The organism is bacterium, assembly GCA_040755755.1.
In the GTDB taxonomy this organism is placed as follows: Bacteria; SZUA-182; SZUA-182; order DTGQ01; family DTGQ01; genus DTGQ01.
This window is the reverse complement of sequence record JBFLZW010000019.1, coordinates 1,774-26,538: the sequence shown is the minus strand read 5'-3', so window position 1 is coordinate 26,538 and position 24,765 is coordinate 1,774. Positions and strand designations below refer to the sequence as shown.

The 24,765-nt window shown below is 49.9% G+C and carries 20 protein-coding genes; 5 read left to right on the top strand and 15 right to left on the bottom strand.

Features of this window, described 5'->3' with window-relative positions; translation table 11 throughout:
- Positions 1 to 16: 16 nt before the first annotated feature.
- The gene (gene hflK, locus AB1611_07060) at positions 17 to 958 is read left to right on the top strand and encodes an FtsH protease activity modulator HflK (GenBank protein ID MEW6379350.1); all 942 of its coding nucleotides are present in this window, start codon (positions 17 to 19) and stop codon (positions 956 to 958) included.
- 41 nt (positions 959 to 999) lie between these two features.
- A complete protein-coding gene (locus AB1611_07055) occupies positions 1,000 to 1,434 on the top strand; it encodes a hypothetical protein (GenBank protein ID MEW6379349.1) in 435 nt (144 codons plus the stop codon).
- A 534-nt stretch (positions 1,435 to 1,968) separates the two neighbouring features.
- On the opposite strand, the gene AB1611_07050 is transcribed toward AB1611_07055, so the two are convergent.
- A complete protein-coding gene (locus AB1611_07050; protein ID MEW6379348.1) occupies positions 1,969 to 3,075 on the bottom strand; it encodes a 6-phosphofructokinase in 1,107 nt (368 codons plus the stop codon).
- Between the two features lie 661 nt (positions 3,076 to 3,736).
- Here AB1611_07050 and AB1611_07045 point away from each other — a divergent pair.
- The gene (locus tag AB1611_07045; GenBank protein MEW6379347.1) at positions 3,737 to 3,952 is read left to right on the top strand and encodes a hypothetical protein; all 216 of its coding nucleotides are present in this window, start codon (positions 3,737 to 3,739) and stop codon (positions 3,950 to 3,952) included.
- 123 nt (positions 3,953 to 4,075) lie between these two features.
- On the opposite strand, the gene AB1611_07040 is transcribed toward AB1611_07045, so the two are convergent.
- From AB1611_07040 to AB1611_07015, 6 genes are all read right to left on the bottom strand, one after another.
- Positions 4,076 to 4,285 (bottom strand): DUF378 domain-containing protein, encoded by a 210-nt coding sequence (locus AB1611_07040; protein ID MEW6379346.1) that lies wholly within the window; start codon positions 4,283 to 4,285, stop codon positions 4,076 to 4,078.
- Positions 4,286 to 4,643: 358 nt separating this feature from the next.
- Positions 4,644 to 5,420 carry an ATP-binding protein gene (locus AB1611_07035; protein MEW6379345.1) on the bottom strand — a complete coding sequence of 259 codons (777 nt, stop codon included), beginning with the start codon at positions 5,418 to 5,420 and terminating at the stop codon, positions 4,644 to 4,646.
- Positions 5,365 to 5,829 (bottom strand): ClpXP protease specificity-enhancing factor SspB, encoded by a 465-nt coding sequence (locus AB1611_07030; GenBank protein ID MEW6379344.1) that lies wholly within the window; start codon positions 5,827 to 5,829, stop codon positions 5,365 to 5,367. Before AB1611_07030 ends, AB1611_07035 begins: the two co-directional genes overlap by 56 nt.
- Before the next feature lie 25 nt (positions 5,830 to 5,854).
- Positions 5,855 to 6,658: an NYN domain-containing protein gene (locus AB1611_07025; protein ID MEW6379343.1), complete on the bottom strand. Its 804-nt coding sequence runs from the start codon at positions 6,656 to 6,658 to the stop codon at positions 5,855 to 5,857.
- Between the two features lie 51 nt (positions 6,659 to 6,709).
- Positions 6,710 to 7,216: a ribosome biogenesis factor YjgA gene (yjgA, locus tag AB1611_07020; GenBank protein MEW6379342.1), complete on the bottom strand. Its 507-nt coding sequence runs from the start codon at positions 7,214 to 7,216 to the stop codon at positions 6,710 to 6,712.
- An 84-nt stretch (positions 7,217 to 7,300) separates the two neighbouring features.
- Complete coding sequence (locus AB1611_07015) at positions 7,301 to 10,183, bottom strand: DUF748 domain-containing protein (GenBank protein ID MEW6379341.1); 2,883 nt, start codon at positions 10,181 to 10,183, stop codon at positions 7,301 to 7,303.
- Positions 10,184 to 10,282: 99 nt separating this feature from the next.
- On the opposite strand from AB1611_07015, the gene AB1611_07010 reads away from it, so the two are divergent.
- Entirely contained in the window at positions 10,283 to 10,483 is a 201-nt protein-coding gene (locus AB1611_07010) for a hypothetical protein (protein MEW6379340.1), read from the top strand.
- Between the two features lie 273 nt (positions 10,484 to 10,756).
- Here the strand turns inward: AB1611_07010 and AB1611_07005 are convergent, their stop codons facing one another.
- The 8 genes from AB1611_07005 to AB1611_06970 all read right to left on the bottom strand — a co-directional run bounded on the left by AB1611_07005 (position 10,757) and on the right by AB1611_06970 (position 23,251).
- Complete coding sequence (locus AB1611_07005) at positions 10,757 to 12,571, bottom strand: hypothetical protein (GenBank protein MEW6379339.1); 1,815 nt, start codon at positions 12,569 to 12,571, stop codon at positions 10,757 to 10,759.
- Between the two features lie 204 nt (positions 12,572 to 12,775).
- Positions 12,776 to 12,985, bottom strand: a complete 210-nt coding sequence (locus AB1611_07000) for a hypothetical protein (protein MEW6379338.1) — start codon at positions 12,983 to 12,985, stop codon at positions 12,776 to 12,778.
- A gap of 563 nt (positions 12,986 to 13,548) precedes the next feature.
- On the bottom strand, positions 13,549 to 14,064 hold the full coding sequence (locus AB1611_06995) for a hypothetical protein (GenBank protein MEW6379337.1): 516 nt from the start codon (positions 14,062 to 14,064) through the stop codon (positions 13,549 to 13,551).
- Positions 14,065 to 14,196: 132 nt separating this feature from the next.
- Complete coding sequence (locus AB1611_06990) at positions 14,197 to 15,501, bottom strand: sigma-54 dependent transcriptional regulator (GenBank protein ID MEW6379336.1); 1,305 nt, start codon at positions 15,499 to 15,501, stop codon at positions 14,197 to 14,199.
- Between the two features lie 31 nt (positions 15,502 to 15,532).
- Entirely contained in the window at positions 15,533 to 16,693 is a 1,161-nt protein-coding gene (locus AB1611_06985; GenBank protein ID MEW6379335.1) for an AAA-like domain-containing protein, read from the bottom strand.
- On the bottom strand, positions 16,647 to 21,965 hold the full coding sequence (locus AB1611_06980) for an AAA family ATPase (GenBank protein MEW6379334.1): 5,319 nt from the start codon (positions 21,963 to 21,965) through the stop codon (positions 16,647 to 16,649). The genes AB1611_06985 and AB1611_06980 overlap by 47 nt, the downstream gene beginning before the upstream one ends.
- Positions 21,940 to 22,560, bottom strand: a complete 621-nt coding sequence (locus AB1611_06975; GenBank protein ID MEW6379333.1) for a YqhA family protein — start codon at positions 22,558 to 22,560, stop codon at positions 21,940 to 21,942. Before AB1611_06975 ends, AB1611_06980 begins: the two co-directional genes overlap by 26 nt.
- A gap of 109 nt (positions 22,561 to 22,669) precedes the next feature.
- Entirely contained in the window at positions 22,670 to 23,251 is a 582-nt protein-coding gene (locus AB1611_06970; protein MEW6379332.1) for a hypothetical protein, read from the bottom strand.
- 1,026 nt (positions 23,252 to 24,277) lie between these two features.
- On the opposite strand from AB1611_06970, the gene AB1611_06965 reads away from it, so the two are divergent.
- Positions 24,278 to 24,765 (top strand): hypothetical protein (locus AB1611_06965; protein MEW6379331.1); only part of this gene is annotated, 488 nt, incomplete at its 3' end.

Genomic DNA, 24,765 nt, shown 5'->3' with positions numbered 1-24,765 from the left:
GAGGCGGGTACTCAAGATGAGCACGACAAAAACTGTAACCAGATGGACGAAATGGATTCTGGGCATAGCCGGGCTTCTCTACCTGCTGTCCGGCCTGTTCCTGGTATCGACGAACGAATTGGGGATCAAGAGGCGCTTTGGCCGGGTAGTCAATGCCAGAGTGGCTCCGGGATTGCACTACCGATGGCCGTACCCGATTGAGCGGGTGGATAAGATCATGCCGCAGGAAAAAAAGCGGATCAGCGTCGGGTTTGAATTCGCCGACCAGGCCATAGGCCGGGCCTCGAATCCGACCCAGGGGGAATTCCTGACCGGCGACCGGAATATCATCAAGATGGAAATGGTCCTGCAATATTCCATTCTTGAGCCGGTTGACTACCTGTTTGCATTCAATGACCCGGCTAGCCTGATCAGGGATATGGCCAAGTCCAGCCTGACGAAAACCGTAGCCCGGATGAATGTGGACGATGTGCTGAAAGGGAACGGCAAGATAGCCATTCAGCGGGACGTCCTGGCTGATACCCAAAGCAGGCTGGATGAGCTGTGCCAGGGGAAACGGTGGGTGCAACTGGCCTCGATCAACCTGCAGAATGTCTACCCGCCCCTGGAGGTGGCCGATGCCTTCAAGGATGTGGCCGCAGCCAGACAGGACCGGGACCGGTATATCAACGAGGCCGAAGGATACCGGCACGAGAAAATCCCCCAGAGCAGAGGAGAAGCCGAGCGAATCATCCGTGAGGCTGAAAGCTACCGGAACGAGAAAATCAATAACGCCCAGGGAGATGCCCAGAGATTCATCGAGATGTGCGCTCAATACAACGGCAGCGAGCAGGTTACAACCTCCCGCCTTTTCCTGGAAACCATGGAACAGACCATGACCAAAATGCAAAAGGTGGTGGTCGATTCAGATAGTCAGAAAAAACCCTTTGATTTGAAAATCATCGACCTTGAAGAATGAAGCATGAAGAGTGACGCATGAAGAATAAAATCTTTTTCTCTATGATTGTGATTATCATCCTCATTGGAGTCATGTGGTTTACGGCACCTAAAACAGCCAAGGGACCCGATAAGATCGAGGACGTTATCTGGAAGATGTTCTCCGCAGCCAAGGCCGGAGATATTCAGCGATACCTTGAATGCTTTTCCGGCCCCTCCCTGGCCACCCTGGAGGAAAACCGGAAGCAGGGCACGGATACGGCTTTTCAGGACTATATCAAGCGGGATGTCCAGGATATCAAGGCCTTGTCGATCATCAACGGCCAGCAGGAAGATCCCCAGAAGGCAGTGTTTGAAGTGGAGGTGGTCTATTCGGACCGCAACGAGGCCCAGACCTTCTCCCTCCAGAAGGCCCAGGGAAGCTGGAAAATCACCGGCATTACCAGGCCGGTGATCAGCAAACAGCCGATTCCCTATATGGAGCAGGTGGTGAAGTAGAAAGAACTATGTGGTCACCCATTAAAGGGGCTGTCAGGTCTTGAATTGTGAAAAACTCATATTTCAAGACCTGACCCCGACCACTGGTTTCCGTCGCACGATACGATCTTGATATTTCTTTTGTAACTGTTCAAGATGCTCATAGTATTTCTGGGAATCGTTTTGGTATTCCGTTTCAATATCATGGCGGATCTTACGGATTTCCTTTATAATAGGATCCTGAAACATAACTAAGCCTCCATCAGCTCTTCCGGTGTACAGATAACCGGAGTTCTTATTCCATATCTGGAATTAATTTCTTCAAGTGTTACCCTTATCTTGGCATTTGCTATGTGGACACAATTCCATGAGACTAAAAAGTCCATTCCATATCTCGATGTCTCGATTTCCGGCAGATAAACCGGCTGATAATTACCATATTATAATTTATCTTTCTCTTACACATACAGCTTACTTTTTTGGAGAACATCTATCGCAAATAAAACAATGCGATATCTTGGTCCGACCCGATGTTGGATGTTGGCACGATGTTGGTCACTCATCCCCCATGCTCGTGCCCACCTCTCTGGCGGTCTTGACCAGGGCTGAGTCAGGGGGGACCAGTCTCAGGCGGTTGACAGCTTCGCTGAGAGGAACGGAGGAAATCTCCTGGCCGTGCAGGCAGGCCATTTGGCCAAAATGGCCCTTTACCGCCAGCTCCAGGGCTTTTACGCCAAAGCGGGTAGCCAGGATGCGGTCAAATGGGGTAGGGGTTCCGCCCCGCAGCAGGTGGCCAAGGACCGTGACCCGGGTTTCGATGCCGGTGCTGGTTTCGATCAGCTCTGCTACCTGCCGGCCGATACCTCCCAGGCGAATCGGATCGGGGCTGCTTTCGATTACCTTATCGACCGTCATTTCACCGCCTTTGGCCTTTGCCCCTTCGGCCACAACGATAATGCTGTATCTCTTTCCCCTTCTGCCCCGTTCCCTGATCTTGGCCGTAATACAGGCAGGATCGTACGGTATCTCCGGAATCAGGATAATATCCCCTCCGCCTGCAAGACCAGCATGGAGAGCGATCCAGCCCGCATATCTGCCCATGGTCTCCACGACCATGACCCGGTGGTGTGATTCAGCGGTAGTATGAATTTTATCAATGGCTTCCGTGGCATTCAGGACTGCCGTATCAAACCCGAAGGACAGGTCTGTGCCGGACAGGTCATTATCGATGGTTTTCGGAATACCGATAATATTCAGTCCCAGCTCATGGAATTTCCGGGCTGCGGTCAGTGTTCCATCTCCGCCGATGCAGAACAGGCAATCCAGTCCCAGCTCGTGGTAGTTTTTTAAAGCCAGGCTGGAAAGATCCCGGAAAATGGTTTCCCCCTCTTTTTTCTCCTCCGGCCACCGGAACGGATCGGCTTTATTCGAGGTTCCCAGAATCGTTCCCCCCCGGGTCAGAATCCCGGATACATCCTCGTAATCCAACCGTACGGTTTTGTTTTGCACCAGTCCCGCAAACCCATCCTTGATGCCGATAATCTCCATCCCGTAGTCCAGGATCGCGGGTTTTGCTACCGCCCGGATAGCTGCATTCAGGCCGGGGCAGTCCCCCCCGCCAGTCAGAATACCTACCTTGTGCAGAGAATGCTGAGTGGCCATGATTGCTCCTTGAATGAAATTAAATAGGAAAAAAAATTCATAACCGATAAGGAAAATATAAAACAGTAAGTTAACAATATTTCTTAAACCGTAAGTATGAAAACTATTGCACCGTCTTACTAATATCGGACGGTCCAGAATTGTACTATAGCAGCAAACGTCTTAGATTACAATAGCAATCGTCGAATAGGGGATAAGAGATGAACGAGGCATCGTTCTTGCAATATTAAAGAATGTCGTTCTTATGGGGGGTTGTAGTAAGGGGGGGTACGGATTGTTCCTGCGTACAGGTTATTCCTGCCAGTTTTGTATCTTCAGACCAATGGCTTTGTAAATGATACTCATACTCTATTTATATTGCAGCTCTGCACAGTTCCATAACCCTACTGATCGTCTCCAGGTTTCTCCCATCTGATGGAATAAGGTAAGTATCCCAGCCAGCATACGGCAATGACTTCTGTTGTGTCGTCGAGGAGTCATTTTATCGCCGCAGATTGATACTCGATAATGATACTCGGTAAGGACGAATAAACGAGACATCAGGGGGTGAGAGTATGTATGGATGAATCTCCCATGCATGAAGAGATTGAGTTAAGCAGTCCGTTGTTTAATGTGCAGTAGAGCAGTAGGAAAGAGTATAGCCAAGGGAGAGGATGCTATAATGGACCAGGCATATCCATTGAAAGAGAGTGAAGAGAGTAAGCTGTATGTTATTTTAAAGTACCTTGAAGTAGGGCCAGGATTTTTTGGAGGGATGTTCGAGGAAAACGATGACCCCAGCAGTGAACTCCTTGATCGTCCCTGCCCCTTTTGTGGAGCAGGCAATAGCGGCAGCAACCTCTGCATTGAGTGTTCGACTTCGGTTGGTCAGGAATGAAGCCATTCCGGGAGAATAAATTCCTGAAGAGAAGAGTAAATGACCGGATCCGGAAAGAATCTTCCCGGATCCGGTCTCTTCATACGAAAAAAGACTAGCTTTTATCAAGGGAGTAAAAATGGTTTACGGTTCTTTGCGCGCCATTCGTGAAAGTCCTGTGATTATCGTATACAATCCGGTCAGACCAACAATCGAATAAATCACTCTCGCGAGCGCAGGACCAAAAAGTGCATTAACCAGATTATAGTTAAAGAACCCAACCAGCCCCCAGTTCAGGGCGCCGATAATGAGCAGGGTTAAAGCCAGCCAGTCGAACCATGTAAATCTCTTCATTTTTGTATCTCCTCTTTAAACATCTCGAGGAAGAGGAAAAAAACCGTCTTTCTCCTCGAGAATCGTTGATCTCGCAGTTCACGACGCATGAGCATACTGCTCAAAAGCCACTGTGCAAGACTTAACTGGTTCGGTGGTTAATCGAAATTCCTTATGGACATAATGCCCTCTCTGCATTATCCTCCTCGTTTTCTCCTGCCAGTAAACCTTTCACTTACTCCCTCAAAAGGATGAATCGGCATCGTTTCATTTTTTTGACTACTGTTACCTTTTTCACTCTCGGTCATTCTCCGCGCCTGTGCGTCTGTGCGGGAGATCATTCTTCCATGTCTCGTTGTAATCCTAACTGACCGCGGATTTATCGCGACGTGTACTTTAGGGCAATCTTTTGTTCTTTGAGGACCGCTCTCAGCAGGTTTCCCTTGATAGCCGGGTTGGTCCGGGCCATTTCTGTCAGCCACTGCTTCATTCGGGCGCGTTGGGAAAAGCCTGCCTCGGAAAAAGGGCAGGGGTGAGGAACGGGAGCAAAGCCCTGGTCCTGGCAGAAGCGTTCAATTTCCTCTTCGTAGACATAGACCAGAGGGCGGATAACCGTAATTTCCTGACGTCTGGACACCAGACAGACCGGCATTTTCCAGAACGATCCCGCATAGAAAAGATCTAAAAGGAGTGTTTCGATAAAATCGTCGGCATGGTGGGCAAGGGCAATCTTATTGAACCCCTGCTGTTGGGCAAGCGTATACAGGGTTCCCCGTCGAAGCCGGGCACAGAAGGAGCAAAAATGAGGACCGGATAAATTTTTTTCCCGGATGATGTCCAGGATTTTTTCCCGTTTCAGGATGAAGGGTATATTTTTCCGGCTGCAATGGTCGGCAATCCGCGCGGTTTCAAACCCTTCGAACCCTTCATCGACCGTACCGGCGGTCAGGGAGAATTTAACCGGGGCTTTTGCTTGAAGATACAGCAATATTTCCAGCAATGCCAGACTGTCTTTCCCTCCCGAGAGGGCGACCAGGATATTGTCTCCGTCCTGAATCAACTGGAAATCGGCAATCGCCTGCCCGGTCTTGCGGCTAATATTATTTTTTCTTCTTCTGGAAATCAACCCGGACGACCTTGTGCTTCCTGTTTTCATCCCCGAATGAGGTCTCCTGCATCTCCTCGGTCGTTTTTGTAACCTCTGCGCTCTTTTCCGGGGTTGTATTTGCCTCCAGAACCTGCTGAGGCCCTACGATGAGCTGCGAATTCAATTCCGGGGAATAAATTGCCAGGATATCATCAGCAGGGATAAAGCACTTATGCGGCGTCTCCCCGAAGACGAGCTTAACGGAAATTCCATATTCATCCCAGGTGAAATTCATCCTGGTGTTTAACACCAGAACCAGCCCGTGTTCTCTCTCCTCAGGAAGAAACCCCCTGGTGCCTATCACGACATTTTCGGAATACTTGACTAAAAGATAGACCCTGCCAGCCATATTGAGTAATTCGTAGAAAGTGTGCTTCTTAAGCTCATTGAGCTGGAGCTGCAAATCGTCCTTTTCCATTGTTTTTCTCCCATGCCGATTCCCTTTACACCTTCTTCACCGGGTTGGCATTTCCGAAGTTGGTGACCACATAGGTGCCGCTTCGTTGATCGATACGAAGAGACACCAGGCCCCTTTTCTCTGCATCCTCAAGCAACTCGCTGAAATTCCGGTACCCGTGAGCTGACTCGCTGAAGGAGGGGCTTTTTCGCTTCATGGTATCCTTAATCATGGATGACCAGAGAATTTCCTTGTTCTCCCGCATCAGGGCAGCCACCGAGTCAATCAGCAATTGCAGTCCCTCCTGCTTGATCTTGGGCGTATTTTTCGGCAGCTTGGGAGGGCTGGCGTCCTTTTGCTCAAGATCTTCGTAGTAGATAAATTCATCGCAGTTGCCAATGAGAAGGGTAGAGGTTGATTTTTTCATCCCCAGGCCGATGACCCGCTTTCCGTTTTCCTTGAGCTTGGACACCAGAGGGGAGAAATCGCTGTCTCCGGAGACAATGACAAAGGTATCAATATGCTCCTTGGAATAGCACAGGTCCATGGCATCCACACAGAGACGAATGTCGGCGGAGTTTTTCCCGGTTACCGACCGCTTGGGGATCTCGATCAGTTCAATGGCATATTCATGAAGGCTGGCCTTATAATCGCTGTATTTCCCCCAGTCGGAATATGCTTTCTTGACAATGATTTTCCCCTTCTCCACCAGCCGCTCCAATATTTTATGGATATCAAATTTGGTCTTGGCACGCTGTTTTTTATCCCTATCCTGCTGAAAACCAAGAGCCAGATTTTCAAAATCGATGAAAACTGCCAGAGCATGATCCATCTGCTCGGTTTGGTTCATAATTACTTTTTCCTTCTTCTCCTAACATGACAATATTAAACTGCAATTCAGTCATATGCTGTCAGGCCCTTTTCGATGTCCGGCATGATCCTGAGCTATTTTGAGCTGCCGGAATATTTCCCGTGAGAACCGCTGATTCCGGCTCCAGCGAAACTTATCGGCCAAAATCCGCAGCCTCTCAAGGTCAACCTCCGGAAACTCCTCCTGCACCTCCTCAAGTGCCTGTTCCTCTTCGTCCTCGTGGAGAATCCGGTCCCGGAGGCGCTCCAGCCTCTGGCTGGTTACCGCCTGCTTCAGACTGGACTCATGGGCTTCTTCCAGAAAATCGAGCAGGGGTGCCGGTTCTGTCTCCCGCAGGAGCTTGGCCAGGTACTTGATCTGCCTTCGCCGGGCGTTGAACTGATCTATGCTTTGAGCGATCCGGATTTGCTCCCGGATTTCCTCTTCACAGGGAAGTTGTGAAAGGATCGAGCCTGGCAGGTCCGCCAACTCCCTGGCCAGGTCTTCCACCATCCTGGCCTCCCGCTTTTTCTGAGATTTCGTTTTCTGAAAATCCATGGAGTTTCCCTTAGTCTTAAAGAAGTTGTCAGATATCAGTTTTTTACTGGCCACTGATCACTGACCACTGACCACTATCTTCCCTTATTCCCCTTTCCGGAAAAATCCTTTCAGCGTATCTTTCAGCACGTCCTCGACCGGTTTTGGCTTGGCCGCAGTCCCTTCATTCGACACTTCCTTCGGCGATTGCTCCTGATTGCTCTCCCTGCCATCTTTTGGGGAGGACTTGTCAAAAAACCGCTGCCGGAGCTTTTCCTTGAGCTTCTCCTCCAGTTCCTCCCTGGCCTTCTCTTCTTCTTTCCAGAATTTTTCCTCCAGTTGCTTCTTTGCCTTCTCCTGCAATCCCTTACCTACTGCTGCCAGGTCAACCTTGAGAGCAGGCCGGGTCAGTGTTCCTCCAGCCTTGACCGGAATCATTATCCAGCCTTTGTCGTCGGTCACATATTGGCTGAGTATCTTGTTTCCCCGCGTGATCCGGGGCGATATCCTGACCATGATGTCCATGCTCAGGGAGCTGTCAAGGCCGATCGTCCCTTTGGGTTCGAGGACATAATCCTCCCTGGCCAGGCTGGAATCGAGGTGAATCTTTCCCTCTTCCACTGCAACCTTGCCCTTCAGGGTCTTAAATGCCAGTTCCGACCAGTCGGCTACCGGCAGCAGGGAGGAGAGAGACTTGCCCAGCTCGGTATTCCTGATCTTTCCGTCGGCAAGCTGGAAATTCCCGGTAAGATTCAGGCTTTGCCGGATCTTCGCCTTATCTTTCCCTTCCCCTGCCAGGTTGATACTGCTGGAGGCATTTCCCGAAAAAATGGAGGCATACTTCGGGGCCAGGGCCATGAGCACCTCCTGCACGGGCAGGGATTGGATGCTCAGCTTCGAGGAGTAGATGGTTTTATCGGTATCCAGCATGCCGTCGGCGGTAATAATGCCCTGGCCGGGCACTTCAGCCTTCAGGTTCTGCCACCTGAGGATGCCGTTTTGCAGCGAGTAGGCAAGATCCACGTTCTGCATGGTCAGGCTCTTATACGTGGCCCTGGCCAGATGGACTTTACCGGAAGCCGAGAGCTTCTCTTCAGGAGCACCGGCAGGAGCAGGCTCCTTCGGTGGGGCCTTTTCCTTTTCCCCTTCCGGTTGAGCGGTCAAAGCCTGCGTGCTGGCCAGGATTTCATCAAGGCTTATCCGGGGAGAAGTTACATCCATCTGCATGACCGGGGTTGTGCGGTAATTACTGATCTTCCCGTTCAGGGTCAGATCGGACCGGGGGAGGGAAGCGTTCAGATTTTCAACACCAAGCTCATTCTCGGTAAACTTGAGCAGCCCGTTGATCCGCGACACCAGGGAGGGATCGGCGGCCAAGGGCTGGATTTTGATCTGGCGCAAAAGCGCATCCCCCTGGTAGCGCAGGGAGGAGAATTCCGCCGGATTCCCCGACAGATTGGCGGTGATTCTGGCTGCGCCCTGCTGGAGCTTGACCCTGGTCAGCCAGGGGGAGAGGGCAGGGGGCAGTGCCTGGTATATCCTGGCCATATCCGGGATCTGAGACTCTATCTTCAGGTTCATGACAGGTTTCTCGAGATAATCGGAGATGGTGCCGGACAGGATTGTCTGTGAGCCAACAAGTGCAGCGGTCAGCTTCGGGATGTGCACTTTCTGCCGGTCAAACTGCAGATTGCCATCAATACGGGGCACCAGTGAAGCGTAAGGCTGATAGGCCACCTGCACCGCGGACAGCCGGGCCTGCCCGAACCAGGCAAGGGGGGCCTGAGCCTGCCCTCCGGCTTCTCCAGCTTTCCTGATGCTGGCCTGCAATCCAAGGATTTTCCCGCCCAGGGTTATTTTCTCCAGGGCTTTTGGCAGCAGGGAAGGAGGAACAGTTGTTTTGAGCCTGGCAAGATCAATCTCGGAAGCGGAGAGCCTGAGGTCAACCTGCCGGGCCGGAGTATTGAAGCTCGCTATCCGGCCAGTGACCTGGACGGGGATTTGTACAACCGAAAGGTTCATCCGCTCCACCTGTACAAGATGCTGGCTCATATCCGCCTTGAGAACATAGTCTCCCTTAAGATTAAGCCCCTGAACCGGCTCTTTTGAGGTGGTATCAGGATATATGAATTTCAGCTCGTCCAGGCTGATCTGACCATCCGCCTGAATCCTGCCGCCGGTGGTGTCCATCCCGGCTGCCGACATTATCCGGCTGGAAAGGTTGAGCCGTGAAGAGAGCACCGTGAGCGGTACGGCTTGATGGTAATAGGGCGAGAGGATTTTCAGGTCCAGGGAATCGACTTTCACCTGAAGGTCGCTCGTGTGCGATACAGGATCGACCTGGCCGGTAATATCCAGCCTGGCACCCCCTCTGCCCGGCAGTTCTGCCGAAAGGGTCACGGTCATGGGGCTGGTCGGTGAAATGTCCTCGGCAGTGAAATTGACCTTCTGCACAAGCAGCGATGAGGCCGGGTGGACCGATTGGTCGGTAAAAACGATTTCGCCATCCTCGATTTCAACCTCCGAAATGAGGGGCACAAAGCCTTGCGAGGGAGGTTCGGGTTCTTTCGGCTTTGTGCTCCCGGCACCGGCTTTGGCCGAAAGGTCACTGAAATTGAAAGCTCCCCGCTCATTCCTGGCAATCGAAATATGAGGCCGGACGGCAAGCACCTGGTGAATAATCAGCTTTTTTTTGAATAACGGCCAGAAAGCATATTTCAGGACAAACTCATCGGCTGTCAGGAACGGCCCGGAGCTGAAGGCAGGATTATCCTGGATGCTGACCTTTGAAATCTCAATCCCGGTGAGGATGTGGATCTTGACATCTTCTACCGCTATCTTTCTTCCCAGAGCCTTCTCAGCATAGGGCAGAACCAGCCCCTTTACCCGCTCCGAAGTAAGGTAAGCCTTAATGAAAATACTCAGGCCGATGAACAATACAGCCAGAGCGCCAAGAAAGAAAGCGGCGATTTTAATCCCTTTCTTCATGATGCATCAGCTCTCCTTTGCGGTGAACGCGGCGAATTGTTATTCAAAACAATGCTAGTATACCACCGACATGAAAATAACACAAAATCTTTTTTATAGATGAACCTTGATACACTGCGCGGTAACTATCAGACCACGTATCCCCCTCATCCTCATCAGGGCAGGATTTTTGGTTTGGAGGATGGTATCATGGCCGAGCAAGATCTGAGTCAGTGCAGAGAGCAAGCAGGATCAGTTATCATTGAAGATAAGGAAGCAGATAACGTAAAGCGGATTTTAACTATGCTGGAGAAAGCATGAGAGAGGATTTTGCGTCGCAACTATTGGCTCTTCCGTCTTCAGGGTGCTCCATGTCAGCAACTAACTTAATTCCTTCCTGTCCTTGGTGTCTCTTCGTGCTCTTCGTGTCCATAAAAAGGTATTTTTGTCTAAAGCCAGCACACCACTTACGGAAGAGCCCAGCTGTTTTAACCGGAATCAATATCCGCAGCTTGCTTTTGACTACGGTTTTGCATGAATCAGGTCATCAGATATTCGGAAGATATTCGGACTTGACGATGAATATTGCGCCGTTCACCCTATATTTATCTTTTTCTCAACCTTGCCATAGAGTGATCTGAGGCGTGCTCTTTGCTGCTCTACGCAGGGAGGAATAGAGGCCAGGTTTTCTCCGGGGTAAGGGGAATTTTGGGCAATAGCCAGGCAAAAGTCCATGCCGTGTTCGAGATTATAATAGAATTCCTGCAGGTAGGCGATCTCTTTTTCCGTGCAATCCTGATTGGAGATGAGTTTTTCAAAGTAATCCACGTACATGACGATTTCCTGAGCAAACATATGCGGGCGCTCGGATGGAACCAGGGAAGGCCTTCTTCCATAAATGTGGTCAACCATTTCCTTGAGTGTATACAGCCGCTTGAACCACACGATATTGGGACCTGGACAGATAGCCTGGGGAGCATGCTGTTCTTTGGCAATCCCCAGGGAGATCAGGGCCCCGTTTCCCAGGTGATCGCAAATACAGGCCTTCTCGACAACCCTGGCGCGAAGCCGTGCCTTTTCTTTCTCCGGAATTTCCATCCTGTCTATCTGGGCCAGTTTTTGAGTCTGGTATGTTCTGGAGGCCAGGCAAATGGGTGTTTCGGTAAATTCGGTGTTGGACACCAGGCAGCCTTTCGAGCAGGGTGAGCCGGGTGTGTCTCTGGCCGCCATTTCGCGGGTCCATACTTCCGATCCGGTCCTGCGGATAGTATTGAAGGGTACGCCGAGGGGTGAAATATCACTGATATAAAAGTCATCCTCTGTGGCCCGGATCAGAAGCTCACGGGTGGTATGATCGACAGGAGTGGCTTCAGGCACCAGCAAAAACGGGCTTGCCCAGCCTGTCATGTCCATGCCGAAGTCCTTCCTGAGCCTGCAGACTTCGCCGAATACCCCAATCCCGCCCTGCACACTGATGAGGGGTTTTTCGTTTACTGCCGACTCAGGATATTTCCATCCCTGACTCCGGTAATATTTCTGGATGAACGGCAGAAACTCCGCAGCCAGTTGCTCCCGCTTATCCTTAAATTCCTGGAGAAGGCACGGGAGCAGATTACCATTGGAAGGGAAGGCGTGACCACCGCAATTGAGGCCCGATTCGATGCGAAATTCGGAAATTTCCAGGCCCTTTTTGGCAAGGAATTTACCCTGAATCAGGGCAGAGCGAAAGTCGCTCACCTTGACGATGATTTTTTTCCTGATCCAGCCTGTCTTGTCCCGGTAAAAATCCTGGAACCGGGTAAGATAATTGAATAATTTCTGGTTGATTCCGGCTGAGAATACGATACACGATTCCAGAGCGCTGTTGGCGTAGCCTCTGAGCGCGGCTTTGGCATCGGTGAATTCCTCGCCGAGGCTCTTGCCCTCGGCGTCGTAAACCGTCCGGTCAAGTTTGACCATGATATTGACATCTATGGATCCGGGACGCATCCTGCCGGTCAAATCGTTTGCCAGAGCATCTCTCTCCGGTCCTTCATCCATGCCGAGCAGTCTATCATATTCTTTTTTCAGCGGGCTTTCATCGGGAAGGAGCTCAAAATACCTGCTCTTGTCATTGGCTGCGAAAAACGGCTGCTGTTTGATGGCCGCCATTTTGATCTGGACAATTTGCCATACAGTATCAAGGTAGGCGGTAATCCTTTTCGCCCTCCCGTCCACCTCGCTCCTTCCGAGGGGGGTATAACTCAGCCCGAACTTCTCGCTGTAGAACTTTCGCACTTTTTCCAGGAGGATGTCATCGACAAGTGATATGACCGAGGAAATACCGAGAGGAGCTAGCCGTATCGGTGTATCGACGGAATGGCCGGTCCCCATGACCGGAATATAGAAGGTATGCTCCAAACTGTTCATATGCTCAGGACCTTATTACAGGATAGCAATATCCTGAATAAGGTCCGCCCCTCATCCCTGTATCAGGCTCATGATGTAACTCTCTCAAAATCCCTTCAGGGGATTTTGGGTTATTTCCGGGTTGCATACCTGCACTCCTGGAAAAAAGGGCGGGTTATACCTTCTCAGCGATTGAATCCGTACAATTGATGCCAGACCTCTGTACTACCACCTCAACAGATTAGCGATTCCGGTGCAGGCAGGCAGATACTCATGATTGCTCATCAGTACGCAGACATGAGCCTCAAGGTAAAACCAATCGACCATCTCTTCCTTGCTAAGATTGAGAAATGGGCTAAGATCGAGAAATAGATTCGGTAATCCACGAAAACGGCCGGTAGTTTTTTCCATCCCCGAAGATACCCTTGTGCTCATTATGCCGGGCGAAGACATGAGAAGAAGTATCCGGGGATTAGCCATTCATGGAACTCTGGCCGTGAATCCTCATAATACCTGCAATGAGCCTCTCCTGTCAAGCAGATGTGACATTTGAAGATACGAAGCCGACGATTTTCAGGAATAACTTTATTATATTGAGAAATATATGTGAATGGTGTAAAATTTTTACATCAGTATGTGGTTTAAGCTGAATGGCACTTACATAAGAATTAGTAATTCTCCCGCAGAGACGCTGAGACGCAGAGGATATCATTGAAAAGTAAAAGTAAAATAAGTTCCTCCTTGTGCCTTTTTACTTTTTGCTTGCTTCCAGGCCGTTGACACATCGATATATCCCGACTTTCATCAGGACCTTGCCGGATTGGTTGTTCTCTGCGTCTCTGCGTCTCTGCGGGAGATCTTTTTTCCCTGTGTGCTTTGTGTCCTCTCTATATTATAAGCTTGGCTTATGTAAGTGCCATTCGGTTTAAGCTGATTAATAAAACAATACGATTTCTTGATCCGACCCCGGAGACGAGACGACGGAGATGCGATCCTATTTACCTCGTGTGCGCATCAATGTTTTCCGAATTCCAAGGGCCTGGCCTATGACGATTGAGCTTGTCTTTCATCTTTTTATAATGCTTCTCCCACTTCACCTTCTGCTCCTCGGTGAGCAAAGAATTCACTTCCTGGTGAAGTAATTCGAACTGCTCTTCGACCTGCAGGTAGACAGAGTCGATAATCTCTCTGAATCCGGCCACCCCTGTACGAACGATGATTTCCACCTGCTTGCGCTGCTGCGGTGTGAGATCAACTTTCCATGCGATCCGTCTGGTAATATGTTCGGCCATTTTATTCCCGGAGTGAAGGGCCTGAAACAGCATCGCATGCCCCATATAGTTAAGGATATGCCTGCACCGACGATCATACCGGAAAAGAGGATGGCAATTCCCCATACAAATGATTTCCAGCGCCGGGGGTGTTGATAATGGGATGGCCTCTGGAATCAGCCAGGCGCAAAAGCTGCTCCTGCTGCTCCTCAGTGAGTTGAATAATCCGATTTTTTTAGTCATACTTTTTCACTCCTCACACGGTTTGCAGGTGTATTGATGGTATTCACCCTTGACATACGGTTTTCAAATGAATTTACGGTACAGATCGATCCGTGACTGTATAACCTGTGAGTGTAAATTTTACCCGAAACTCTAGCTCTCCGGCAGCCCAAGGTGTTTTGGCTCGATCAGCCCTGACCGGCACAGTATCGCTGCCCGCTCGACGATATTGCGAAGCTCCCTGGCATTACCGGGAAAGCTGTAGCTAACCAGCATATCCTTTGCCTCCTGCGAAAAGCCGCTGATGCGAAGGCTTCGGCTCGCCCGGTAGGTTGACAGGAAATGCTCGGCCAGGGGGATGATATCCGGGCAGCGTTCCCGGAGGGGCAGGATTTTGATGGTAAATACATTCAGGCGGTAGAAAAAGTCCCTCCGAAACCGAGGTGAAACTATCAGCTCCTCCAGGGGCATACTGGTCGAGGCGATCACCCGGACATTAATGCCGGTTTCCTTCGATCCTCCGATCCGCCGCAGCTTTCGGGCCTCCAGCACCCGAAGGAGCCTGGCCTGGACTTGCGGGCTGAGGTCTGAGATTTCATCCAGAAAGAGGGTGCCACCCTCGGCCAGCTCGAAATAGCCTGCCTTGTCCGCGGCAGCACCGGAGAATGCGCCCTTGACATGGCCAAACAGCTCGCTCTCAACGAGGGATTCAGGCAGGGTCGGACAGTTTACGGCGATAAAGGGCCGGTCGTCGCCTGCGCTCCGGAAGTGGATCTCCCGGGCGGCAATCTCCTTGCCGGTGCCGGTCTCTCCGCTGATCAGAATGATCTCGCACCGGGCCTTGACTGCCAGATGAATCTGCCTGCGCACCTCGTCAATGGCCTGGCTGACTCCAACCAGATAGCGGTTTCCGAGGCGGATCTCCTCCGAGGCCTGCATGCCCCTGATGGTTTCCCGCAACCGACGCTGGCCCTGACGCAGGTAGCGGATCCGCATCGACTTTTCCAGCACTGCATCCAGCTCAAGCAATTTGACCGGTTTAGTGAGAAAATCCGCCGCCCCCAGTCTCAGGGCCTGAATGACGGTTTCCATGTTTCCGTGCCCGGTAATAATGACCGCAGACAGTTCAGGGCGGACCTCCCCCATGGCCGACAGCACCGAGAGACCGTCCATGCCCGGCATTCTGATATCGACAAGAGCAAGGTCATACTCTTTGGCCTCGATCAACTCCAAAGCAGTGCTGCCTTCCCAGGCATTTTCCACATGGTGCCCGCAGTCCCGAAGGTATGGTCCCAGGGTCTGGTGGACGATTTCCTCATCGTCAACCAGGAGAATGCGCAGAGAGGATTCCCCATTCGAAGCTATCCTCCCTGCTCTGAGATCAATCGGTTCCCGGAGAGGAATATAATCTGTTGTGACCTGTGATGAGGAGCCTGTCATGCTCTGATCTATGTTCATGCGTCCTTTTTCCTCCTCTTCCCTGGAGAGCTTACATCCCGATCGCAGCCCTGGCTAACGATGGGCCGGGCTCGATGAGATTAAAATGCTGTTTTAAAAATTTTTCATAGATGAGGTTTCTTATCTGGCAATATTCGTTGTTTCGCCGGATGGCTCCCGCCAGCTCAAGATGATAGATGATGTCATGGGTCCGTGAATACCGGATGGGTTCACCCCGTAAAATCTTCAAGGTCATCTCCTTCAGTATTTCATCTCCCTTGATCCTTTCCAGGGTAGTAAGGAGATTAATGTCCCCTCCGGTAATAATCTGGTCAACCTCCTGAAAATCGTCCTGGGTGACCTCATGACGGTCCTCCTGCCAAAGACGCTTGAAAATCCTGAAGCAGAGCATCTGGGTGAGGTAGGGATGTCCCATGGTCTCGTCGAACAACCGCCGGGCAAAGGATTCAGGCTGCGAGATCTGGTAATGGTGGAATATCCGGCTAGTCCACTCCCGGATCTCCTCAAAGGTGAAATCTCGCAGATAAATGACCTTGCTGATATTAAACGGCGAGGTTTTGCCATAGGTCAAAGAGGCAAGATCAGCCGATCCGCACAGGACCATAGTGTAAGCCTTGAAACCGGCTACCGAGAGCCGCTCGATAAAAATGGACCGGACGGTTTTGACAAATTCGATCATGATATCATGGGGAATGGCGTCAATCTCATCGATCAGGAGGACGAACTTTACTCCCTTATGCTCTCTGGCTTCGAATTCGATACATTCATCCGAACTCTGCGGCCCCAGCCTGGCCCTGGCTAAATCAAGGAGAAAATCCTTCAGGTCCAGGTTGGTTTCGACCTGTTTGTATTGCTCCCTGAGCGAGGCTGGCTGGATCTGATATCGGTTTGAAAGTGAGCTGATGATCTTGCGGGCAAGGTTTTTGTAAAAGTCCTGGTATTTGACCTTGACCAGATCCTCCAGGGTCAGGTAAAGCCCCTGAAAACCGGGTAAACTGGTGGCAATTTCCTGCATAAGCTGGAAAAGAAGGGTCGTTTTTCCTGTCTGCCGCGGTCCGACCAGAGCATAATAGGTATGATTGCTCACCCCTTTGATCATCTCGGTCAGCTCATCCTGCCGGGTGATGCTGATCAGGCCGTCGTACTCAGGATCCAACGGACCGGTGTACTTGAAGGGAATCGTGTTTTCCATTATGTACCTCCCTGAAAAGTTGTTTCAATAAAAGTTCCTTTTCCATGTTCTGGGCAAGAACCTGCGAGAAATAGGGCAGGCTGAACCGCAGACCCTGCTTTGTCCGGGAAAAAACCGAGGCAATAATCAGCCGGTCAATTTCTTCGGATAATTCCAGCATCGATAAATAGATATTATTTTGCCGCAGCTTTTCATCAATCAAAGAAGCGGGCATCTCCTGTCTTCCTGCCAGAAGCAGGGTAATGATTTTACCCAGAGGAGTAAGATTGGTAAAAAATCTGCTGAGCAGGTAATCCTGAAAGTCCGGATCCCTCTTTACCTGGGCCAGATCCGTCGGGTAGATCACCCTGCGCTTTTGAGAAGCGATCAGTTGGATCAGCCGTTTGCAGATGAACTGGATAAGGTTGGGAAAACAGGAGCTGATCTCGCAGATCTCTTCGACCAGGGCCTTTTCGTCCTGGAGGCGGATCCCCAGCTCCTTGATCGGCTCGGTAATCAGTTGAGCGGCTGCCCGCTTGTCCAGTGAAGAAAGCCTGATAAGCTCAAGATAATTGAACAGGGGTGATTTGATGTCCTTGGTCCTGATGGACAGTTCTTCATACCCGGCCACGATCAGGCTGATGGCATTTTCCTGTGACAGTGCCCGAAAGGTCTTGAACAGCAATTCATTCTGCTCCTTGTCGATAGACAAGAGGGTGTCGATTTCATCCAGGAAAAGGGCCAGCTTGACCTCTTTCTGGCAAATTTCATGAATGATTCTCTTGAAATCAGCCAGGCTGTCGATAACCGCCTTTCGTTCATGGCAGATGCCATCGATAATGGCCTGGCACAGGGTAAGAGGATCATAATAGGTGCTGCAATCCAGAAAAAGGGTCTTGATTTTGGTATCGTGGCAGATGAGATTACGGACTTTCAGCATCAGAGAGGTCTTGCCGAGCTGCCGGGACCCGATAATGGCAAAGCTTTTGTGCGACAATTGCCTCATGGTCTTGATTTCTTCGAGACGGCCGAAAAACATGCTGTCCACCGGCCCCATGGTCTCATAGGGCGAGAGATCGACAAAATCAACATAGTGCAGGATGACATCATCGATGAGTGCCTGGAGATAGTTGCTGGTGGCCAGAAAGATGCTCTTGAGCCGCTCCTGATCCAGAAGAACAAGGTCGAGCTTGGAGTTGGCGACCAGTTTCTCGAAAATGCCGGTTTCTTCCAGTTCGAGGACCATAAAGGTATTCGGGGCTGCATCGAGGTTGGCAATCACGCCGATCAGGGTCTGAAAGTCAGTTTCGTCGGGCTTGCAGGTCAGAGGAACAGCCAGGATCATACCAGCCAGCTTTTTGAGACGAAGGGCCGGTGTGTCGAAGCGGAAACAGGAAAGTTTGGGATACTCGATAATCTCGTTGACTGAAAAACCCAATAATTTGGCGAAATAGCGGACAAAATCGGCCAGGGCCGTCTTATTGATTTCACCCTTGCGGTCAATCAGCTTGGCCCATTTCTGCGATAAGGTTGCCAAAACCTTCCACTGTTTGAAATCAAGGCCAATAGTCTGTAAGAAAAGATCCATCTGTTTTCTGTGCTGGCAGGTGCGGTGCTGATGATAAAACAGCCTTAAGGGGACATCCTGCAAGATGGCTTCGGCATTCTCGCTGATGACCTGAAAGGGATTGGTCTTCTTCTTGATCCAGTCACGGAAAACCGAGATCGTAAAATTGTAGTGAATATCCCGGTCAGTGAATATTTCGTTCAGGATGGACTTTCTGGTCAGGTTCTTCAGGACGTTGGCCAGATGGTGACTGGAAACCAGAGGAGTGAACAAGCCGAGGTTCTTCTTGATATCCGTGATGGTTGCCCCGTAGGGATTGAGTCTGGCCAGAGAGGAGAGGACCACCTTTTCCCAGGCCAGGAACGTCTCCCAGGGATTGAGAAGCTCTGCCTCGATGGCCTCCATGATCCTGAAATACAGATCGGCCCAGTCCTTGTTGGTCAGACGGTTCTTCCTGGTCCTGTCAAGATAGGCTGAAATGATATTGAAGGCAATCTGAAGGTAGTGGGCATGGCTTCCGGTAATTTCAAGGATCCTGTTGACCACCTCCTCCCGGTCTTCGAGATCCTCCCCCAGTTGCCGGAACAGTTCCTGCTGGACGCTGAACCGGTCAACGAAGTTAACATCCTTGATCAGGGCATTGCTCAGAAAGGTATTTCCACTCTTTCGTTCGAGGTCGAAGTCATACGAGGAAGCGGTCAGGACAAAATAGCACTTGCCGGTATCGATCATCTCCTCGAAGAGATGGAAGACATCGTGGCTGATATTCTCGCTGGTAACCTCGGTTTGCAGACAATCGAAATCGTCGAACAGGATCAGGAGTATTTTCTCCTCCAGTTGAGCTGAAAGGCCCCGGAAAAAGGTCCGGAACACCTCCAGGCAATTGTCGGAAAAATCCGGTTTGGATGGGCAGGAAGGATAAATTCCTTTCCGGAAAAGCTCTTTGGTGATTTTTTCCGCAAAATCCCAGATAAAATCTCCCAGACTGTCGAGCCTGGCATAGTGGAGGTTGATATAGACCGGCAGATACCGCTCGCCGATAGCTCCGGAACTGATCTGCCAGAGGATATTCGTTTTCCCCGAACCGAGGTAGCCTACCAGGACAACCTTGTCCTTCCTATCCCGTCCTTCAAAGTTGACCTTGATGAGCCGCAGAATATCGTTTCTGGCGAAGGATAATTTTTTCCCCAGGATCTCGGATAATTCCCTGCATCGTTTAATGTAGGCATCCACTGTCTGGCGATCGATGAACTGATAAATATAGACATGATCATCCTGGGAACCCAGAATGATTTCCTTCTGTCCGTCACGGTTGATATCGGCACAGGCAAGGGCGGTAATGTTGGCAAAGGTCTCCACTTTTCCAACCCGGTTTCCCCTGGCATCCAGAACCAGGAGCGAGGCACCCTGGGTTGCGACCATGATCCGTTTGGCATCATGAATCTGCGATACCCAGATCCTGTTGATCACCTGATCACTGGATTGCAGCCACTTGATATTTCCCCTGGCATCGAGGGCATATATCTTCCAGCTCCGGGTGCCGATGATCAGATCGACATCCTCTTCCCGCAATGAATTAATGGCCCTGATATCACTTTGGAAATTTCTTTCCCAGCGCACTCCTCCTTTGCGGTCCAGTAAAAAGAGATGCCCATGCAGGGTGCTGACAGCTATCTCCGGATAGCCGTCGCGATCGATATCATCCGCAAAAACGCTTAAAACGCAGGTTCTGGTCTGAAAGCGCCACTTCTCCTGCCAGGAAGAATCAAGGTAGTAAACCATGCCATCCTGGGTTCCGATGACCAGACCATCGACCTTTCCGCGCCTGTCCTTGACCGGGTAAAAATCATTGACCTGGTTTGGAAAGCAAAATCTGCCCTTCTCCTCTCCATTTTCCGAGAAAAACTGAAAGGTCCCGTTAGCCTCGCCGACCACGACTTCAGGATGATCGTCATTGTCCACATCCTCGATGAAGATTCCCTGGACATAGGTTTCCGTTGACCGGTCCCATTTCAGCTTTCCCCGCTGATCGAAAATGTAGAGATGGTTGTTCCGGGAAGCCACGGCAATAATCGAGCTGCTGCCCTGGTTCAGGTCACCGCAGGTCAGCGAGCAGACATAGCCGTCGGTCTTATATTTCGAAACAAGGTCGATCCCCCGGTCCGCCAGGAACTGGAAATCGATCAGGGCTTCGTTCAGATTGCCGGTGATAAATTCCGTCTGGGCAACGTCGAAAAGATTAATGATCGCCTTGCGGTCGATCTGCTCCCACTGCTGGCTCAATCTCTGGAGATGATTAAAGATATCCCCTCTCCTGGTGGATGCGTTCAGGGCTATGGAAGACATTCCCTGAATAATCTTGAGACGCACTTGTTCATCCTGCTCGAAGGTCTCGGTCGAGAGTATCCTGACCACCAGGTCAGGGTTATATTCCGACAGGCTGACCATGCTCTTCACCGCAGCGGCCCTGACCTTGGGAGAGTGATCTTTCAACATGTTCCGCAAACAGAGCAGGATATTCTGGTTCAGGGAATGGCCATTGGCCAGGGTCACCAGCTTTTGAGCGGCAAACTGCCGAAGGTACTCATCCTCATCCCTGCTGAAGCTTTCCAGAACCTCCCATTCCTCTTTGCCGGTACTCAGCAGTTTGGTATAGAACTCATCGATCTTGTTGGCATAATGCCGCCAGTCGCGCAGCCGGTAGTAATAGACCATCCGGTTGCTCAAACCGGCAAAGAGATCGCAGAATTTCATCTGCTGTGAGAAGGGTGCACTGTAGATACTCCAGACATTATGGTCGGTCTTGTATTTCCACTCGTATCTTCCTTCGGCATCGAGCACGTACACGTAATCATCGCGGGTGCCGATAACAACTTCGAAACGGTTGTCAATATCAATGTCGCAGCAGTGAATCGAGTAGACGGAATCCTTGGTCCTGAACCGCCATTTCTCCCGGCCATAGTTATTCAGGGCATAGACACAGCAGGAATCGGAACTGACGATGATTTCATTGGTTCCGTCATTATCGATATCCTGGGCTATGACAGCATAGAGCGAACCGGGCTTTTTGACCCGGCGCAGAACCTTTTTCTCCTGATAATCCAGGATAATGACATCCCCCCGGTTGGTAATGGCTACCACACTCTCCTTATTCTCTCCGAGAGAGGCTACGCACAGACCGGTGACCCGGCAGTTGTCACCACAATAATATTTCCACTGAGTCCCATCCCCATAACCGAAAAAGTAGATATAGCCGTTCGAAGATCCGGCGATGACGATAGAGTCCTCTCCCTCGCCTCTGGCTACGGTCACCGCCTTCACCGGGCCGTCACACAGGTAATCCTTTATCAGGCCGCCTTCCGGATCGAGGATATAGATGTGATGGTCCTTTGATCCAACGACGATTTCCTCTGAACCGTCACGGGTCAGGTCCGAGGTGCACAGAGCCAGGATTTCATCCTGGGCACAGAATTTCCATAACAGCTCCTTATCAATGGACAGCGAATAAACACAACTGTCTTTCGAGCCGACGATAACCTGATTTTGCGGCTTATCGTGTCTCGTATAATGAGCAACGCAGAGGCTGGTAATCTCCTCTCCTGCTTCAAAACGCCAGACGAGATCGAGCTTGGTCTCAGCCAGGCGTAAAAGGTCTTTCAACGCCTGTCGGGGTTCTTTACCTGGGCAGGCATCATATTCCCTATCCGTGGTGTGCATTCTTTTCATTCCCTCCCTCTCCCCCCTCCGAGACCATGATTTTGATGTAAAATACCAGCGTGGTGATGATCAGGGCAATAGCCACTCCAAACATAAGCGTTCCCTGCGGGTCAGCCCATTCCAGGATATGTTCGAGAAAGGTTACTCCCATAACAGTAATAAGAATGCCAACCAGTTTCTCCTTCAATTGATTGACATCGTTGATGGTCAGCCATCCGGGAACCCGAATATCTTTCCAAAAGAGAAGATAGAGCCCGATAGCTGAAATAAAAAGGATTACGGCGATTAAATTGATTTCCAGGATCTCACAGATCACGGCATTAAAATTGTGCGGCACCGAAAAATGATGCCAATGGATGTCTCTTGCCAGGAACAGGAGAAAGCGCACGATGCCCATGGTAAAAGTAACAATGGAGGCTATGGCCAAAACCAGAACACCAACCATGATAAACCACATGTTCAGGCGCAGCAGCTTTTTGGCTATGCTTTTGGATGAAATGCTGAATCGTACTCCCGCCGTTTCTGTTCCCCTGTCTTTTCTTGCCGGACTTTCCGGCTCATTAACCGTTGATATTTTGGTTAAACTTCCTGGCTTGTTATCCATGGTAATACAATACCTCCTTCTGAATGAGTGGCCAGTGATCAGTGGTCAGTGGTCAGTGATCAGTGGTCAGAGTATAAAGACTGAAGACGGATTACTGATAAAGGTCGCTTTATGCGGCCTTCCGATGTTCTTTTTCCCAACCGGTGATCTCAACTTTTACCTCTTCAAAGTTATTCATCAGCCTTTTAATGTCAGCATGAAATCCATAACTATCCTTCCATGCCCCTGCCGCTTCACTTTTAATCAGGATTTGAAGGAGGATGTTGTCGGTTATAATCAGAATCCTTTTACCACCAATTCGCTCGGCCCTGGTGAGCCCAATGAATAATCCCGAAAAGTCCTTGAAGTTCTTGTCAGGCAACAGGGCGTTTTCCAAAACCTCATCGACAGTCCTCCCTTTCCCATCCATCAGGGAAACCTTGATGAAGGGGGGGCTTTTCTGCTGCGGCAATATGCTCCTGTCAACAGATGTTCCCAATCTCGGAGAGGAGTATCCCTTCCACTTCTCCCTCCTGAGAGGAGAGCCTCCACTATTCTCCTCCCCTTTGATGCAGGGAGCCCCTGTGGCAGGGGAGTCTGGGTGGGGGTGATGGTCATTATCAATCTTTCTCTCAAAAAAAGGGAAATGGGGAACATCTGTCTTATCAATACTGTCGTTGACAAAAATAAAAAGCTGCTCGTGCTCACTCATAAGGCTTATTCCTTTCTATTTCTCCATTGGGGAGCCTTATGCTGGAGAACCTTCTATCTGGAGAGCTTTATTGTCTGACTGGGATTTGCAAATTATCCGGGATTTTTCCAATTCATAGATATTACCGACAGTTATCCCTTTTTTAAGGGTACTTCAGGATGTTTATTCTTGAAACTTTGAAATACCTGGGGATTTACTTGAGCTGGGGATTACCTAAAAATCGAGGGCTTGGCTGACACGCCAGACACCTGCTGCCTTCATGTCATATCTCTGAAGGCACTTAGTACTGGCCGCCATAACCGCCTGTAAGTTTTATTTTTTTAGAGCCGTATCACCAAGATTTACGGTCCTCTATCACACTGGCTTACTATTTATGGCGGCCACTCCTAAGTATGTGCTGGGAAGAACAATTTTTTCTCCTTTGAATCATCTGTCCTCATGATCGGAACAGGGTGTTGAAAATTTACTCCTGGATTTTAAAATCCATATTGCCTGAGAACAAAACACCACCTACGCCTACTTAATAAGATCCCTAAAATAATGGCCATCTCTCCTTGCACCCCCCTTCGGCCCGCAGATTATAACTTTTTATAATCTTTCCCTCTGTATAGGCAAGAGATATGCCAGAATGGATGAGATCGTAAAACAATATGAGAAACAAATTGTTACTAAATGAATCGAGCTGGTGGACAGGGAAGATTGACCAGGGATTAGCAATTGTTGTTAGCAACAGTTACTAAAGATAAATGCCATGTGTCAGCAGGTACAAGAAAGGCACAAAGGTGAAATAATGGTAAATCATTTGCTTGACGTGCCGATAAGAATTATATAGAATTTAAAAGTATCGTAAGTAGCTTAAAACTATGGTGAAACTGAACTACTCAAGGTGGCGTTGAAATGATACCAAAGATTGGTCCATGAAGGAAAAATAAAGGGTAACAAATCAGGGCGTAGTTATGGATTCTTGAGAGAGGATATTGATAGATTCATCAGGAGAGAAACTGATAATCTAAAGGTGGCATCGAGATGAAAGTCAAAGAGAACATAAAAGAGGGCATGGGGAAGATAGCAGGGCCGATAATGGCAGCGGGTAAGTCAATTAAGCGGGTTACACTGGATGATATTTACACTGCCATTGAGAAAAATGCTGAGGACTTCAGGCAGAAGCAAGAGGAAAGCTCTCGATATTTCAACCAGCGGATAGATACTATAAGCCAGAAGATTGATGACTTGGGCGGTCAATTAAATCAGAAGATTGATACTCAAATAGGGCAGGTAAGGCAGGAAATTGGACAAGTAAACCAAAGAATCGATACCTTAAGCCAGAAGATTGATTCTGAGATCGGACAAGTAAACCAAAGAATCGATACCTTAAGCCAGAAGATCGATTCTGAGACCGGACAAGTAAACCAAAGAATCGATACCTTAAGCCAGAAGATCGATTCTGAGATCGGACAAGTAAACCAAAGAATCGATACCTTAAGCCAGAAGATCGATTCTGAGATCGGACAAGT

Excerpts from the sequence above, each read along its gene's own strand:
- AB1611_07050 (MEW6379348.1), bottom strand. The coding sequence starts at position 3,075 with ATGGCCACTCAGCATTCTCTGCACAAGGTAGGTATTCTGACTGGCGGG.
- AB1611_06970 (MEW6379332.1), bottom strand. The coding sequence starts at position 23,251 with ATGAGTGAGCACGAGCAGCTTTTTATTTTTGTCAACGACAGTATTGAT.
- AB1611_07025 (MEW6379343.1), bottom strand. The coding sequence starts at position 6,658 with ATGAACCAAACCGAGCAGATGGATCATGCTCTGGCAGTTTTCATCGAT.
- AB1611_07030 (MEW6379344.1), bottom strand. The coding sequence starts at position 5,829 with ATGGAAAAGGACGATTTGCAGCTCCAGCTCAATGAGCTTAAGAAGCAC.
- AB1611_06990 (MEW6379336.1), bottom strand. The coding sequence starts at position 15,501 with ATGAACATAGATCAGAGCATGACAGGCTCCTCATCACAGGTCACAACA.
- AB1611_07000 (MEW6379338.1), bottom strand. The coding sequence starts at position 12,985 with ATGAGCACAAGGGTATCTTCGGGGATGGAAAAAACTACCGGCCGTTTT.
- AB1611_07055 (MEW6379349.1), top strand. The coding sequence starts at position 1,000 with ATGATTGTGATTATCATCCTCATTGGAGTCATGTGGTTTACGGCACCT.
- AB1611_07010 (MEW6379340.1), top strand. The coding sequence starts at position 10,283 with ATGAACCTTGATACACTGCGCGGTAACTATCAGACCACGTATCCCCCT.
- AB1611_07035 (MEW6379345.1), bottom strand. The coding sequence starts at position 5,420 with ATGAAAACAGGAAGCACAAGGTCGTCCGGGTTGATTTCCAGAAGAAGA.
- AB1611_06995 (MEW6379337.1), bottom strand. The coding sequence starts at position 14,064 with ATGACTAAAAAAATCGGATTATTCAACTCACTGAGGAGCAGCAGGAGC.
- AB1611_06980 (MEW6379334.1), bottom strand. The coding sequence starts at position 21,965 with ATGAAAAGAATGCACACCACGGATAGGGAATATGATGCCTGCCCAGGT.
- hflK (MEW6379350.1), top strand. The coding sequence starts at position 17 with ATGAGCACGACAAAAACTGTAACCAGATGGACGAAATGGATTCTGGGC.
- AB1611_07005 (MEW6379339.1), bottom strand. The coding sequence starts at position 12,571 with ATGAACAGTTTGGAGCATACCTTCTATATTCCGGTCATGGGGACCGGC.
- AB1611_07045 (MEW6379347.1), top strand. The coding sequence starts at position 3,737 with ATGGACCAGGCATATCCATTGAAAGAGAGTGAAGAGAGTAAGCTGTAT.
- AB1611_07040 (MEW6379346.1), bottom strand. The coding sequence starts at position 4,285 with ATGAAGAGATTTACATGGTTCGACTGGCTGGCTTTAACCCTGCTCATT.
- AB1611_06985 (MEW6379335.1), bottom strand. The coding sequence starts at position 16,693 with ATGGAAAACACGATTCCCTTCAAGTACACCGGTCCGTTGGATCCTGAG.
- yjgA (MEW6379342.1), bottom strand. The coding sequence starts at position 7,216 with ATGGATTTTCAGAAAACGAAATCTCAGAAAAAGCGGGAGGCCAGGATG.
- AB1611_06975 (MEW6379333.1), bottom strand. The coding sequence starts at position 22,560 with ATGGATAACAAGCCAGGAAGTTTAACCAAAATATCAACGGTTAATGAG.
- AB1611_07015 (MEW6379341.1), bottom strand. The coding sequence starts at position 10,183 with ATGAAGAAAGGGATTAAAATCGCCGCTTTCTTTCTTGGCGCTCTGGCT.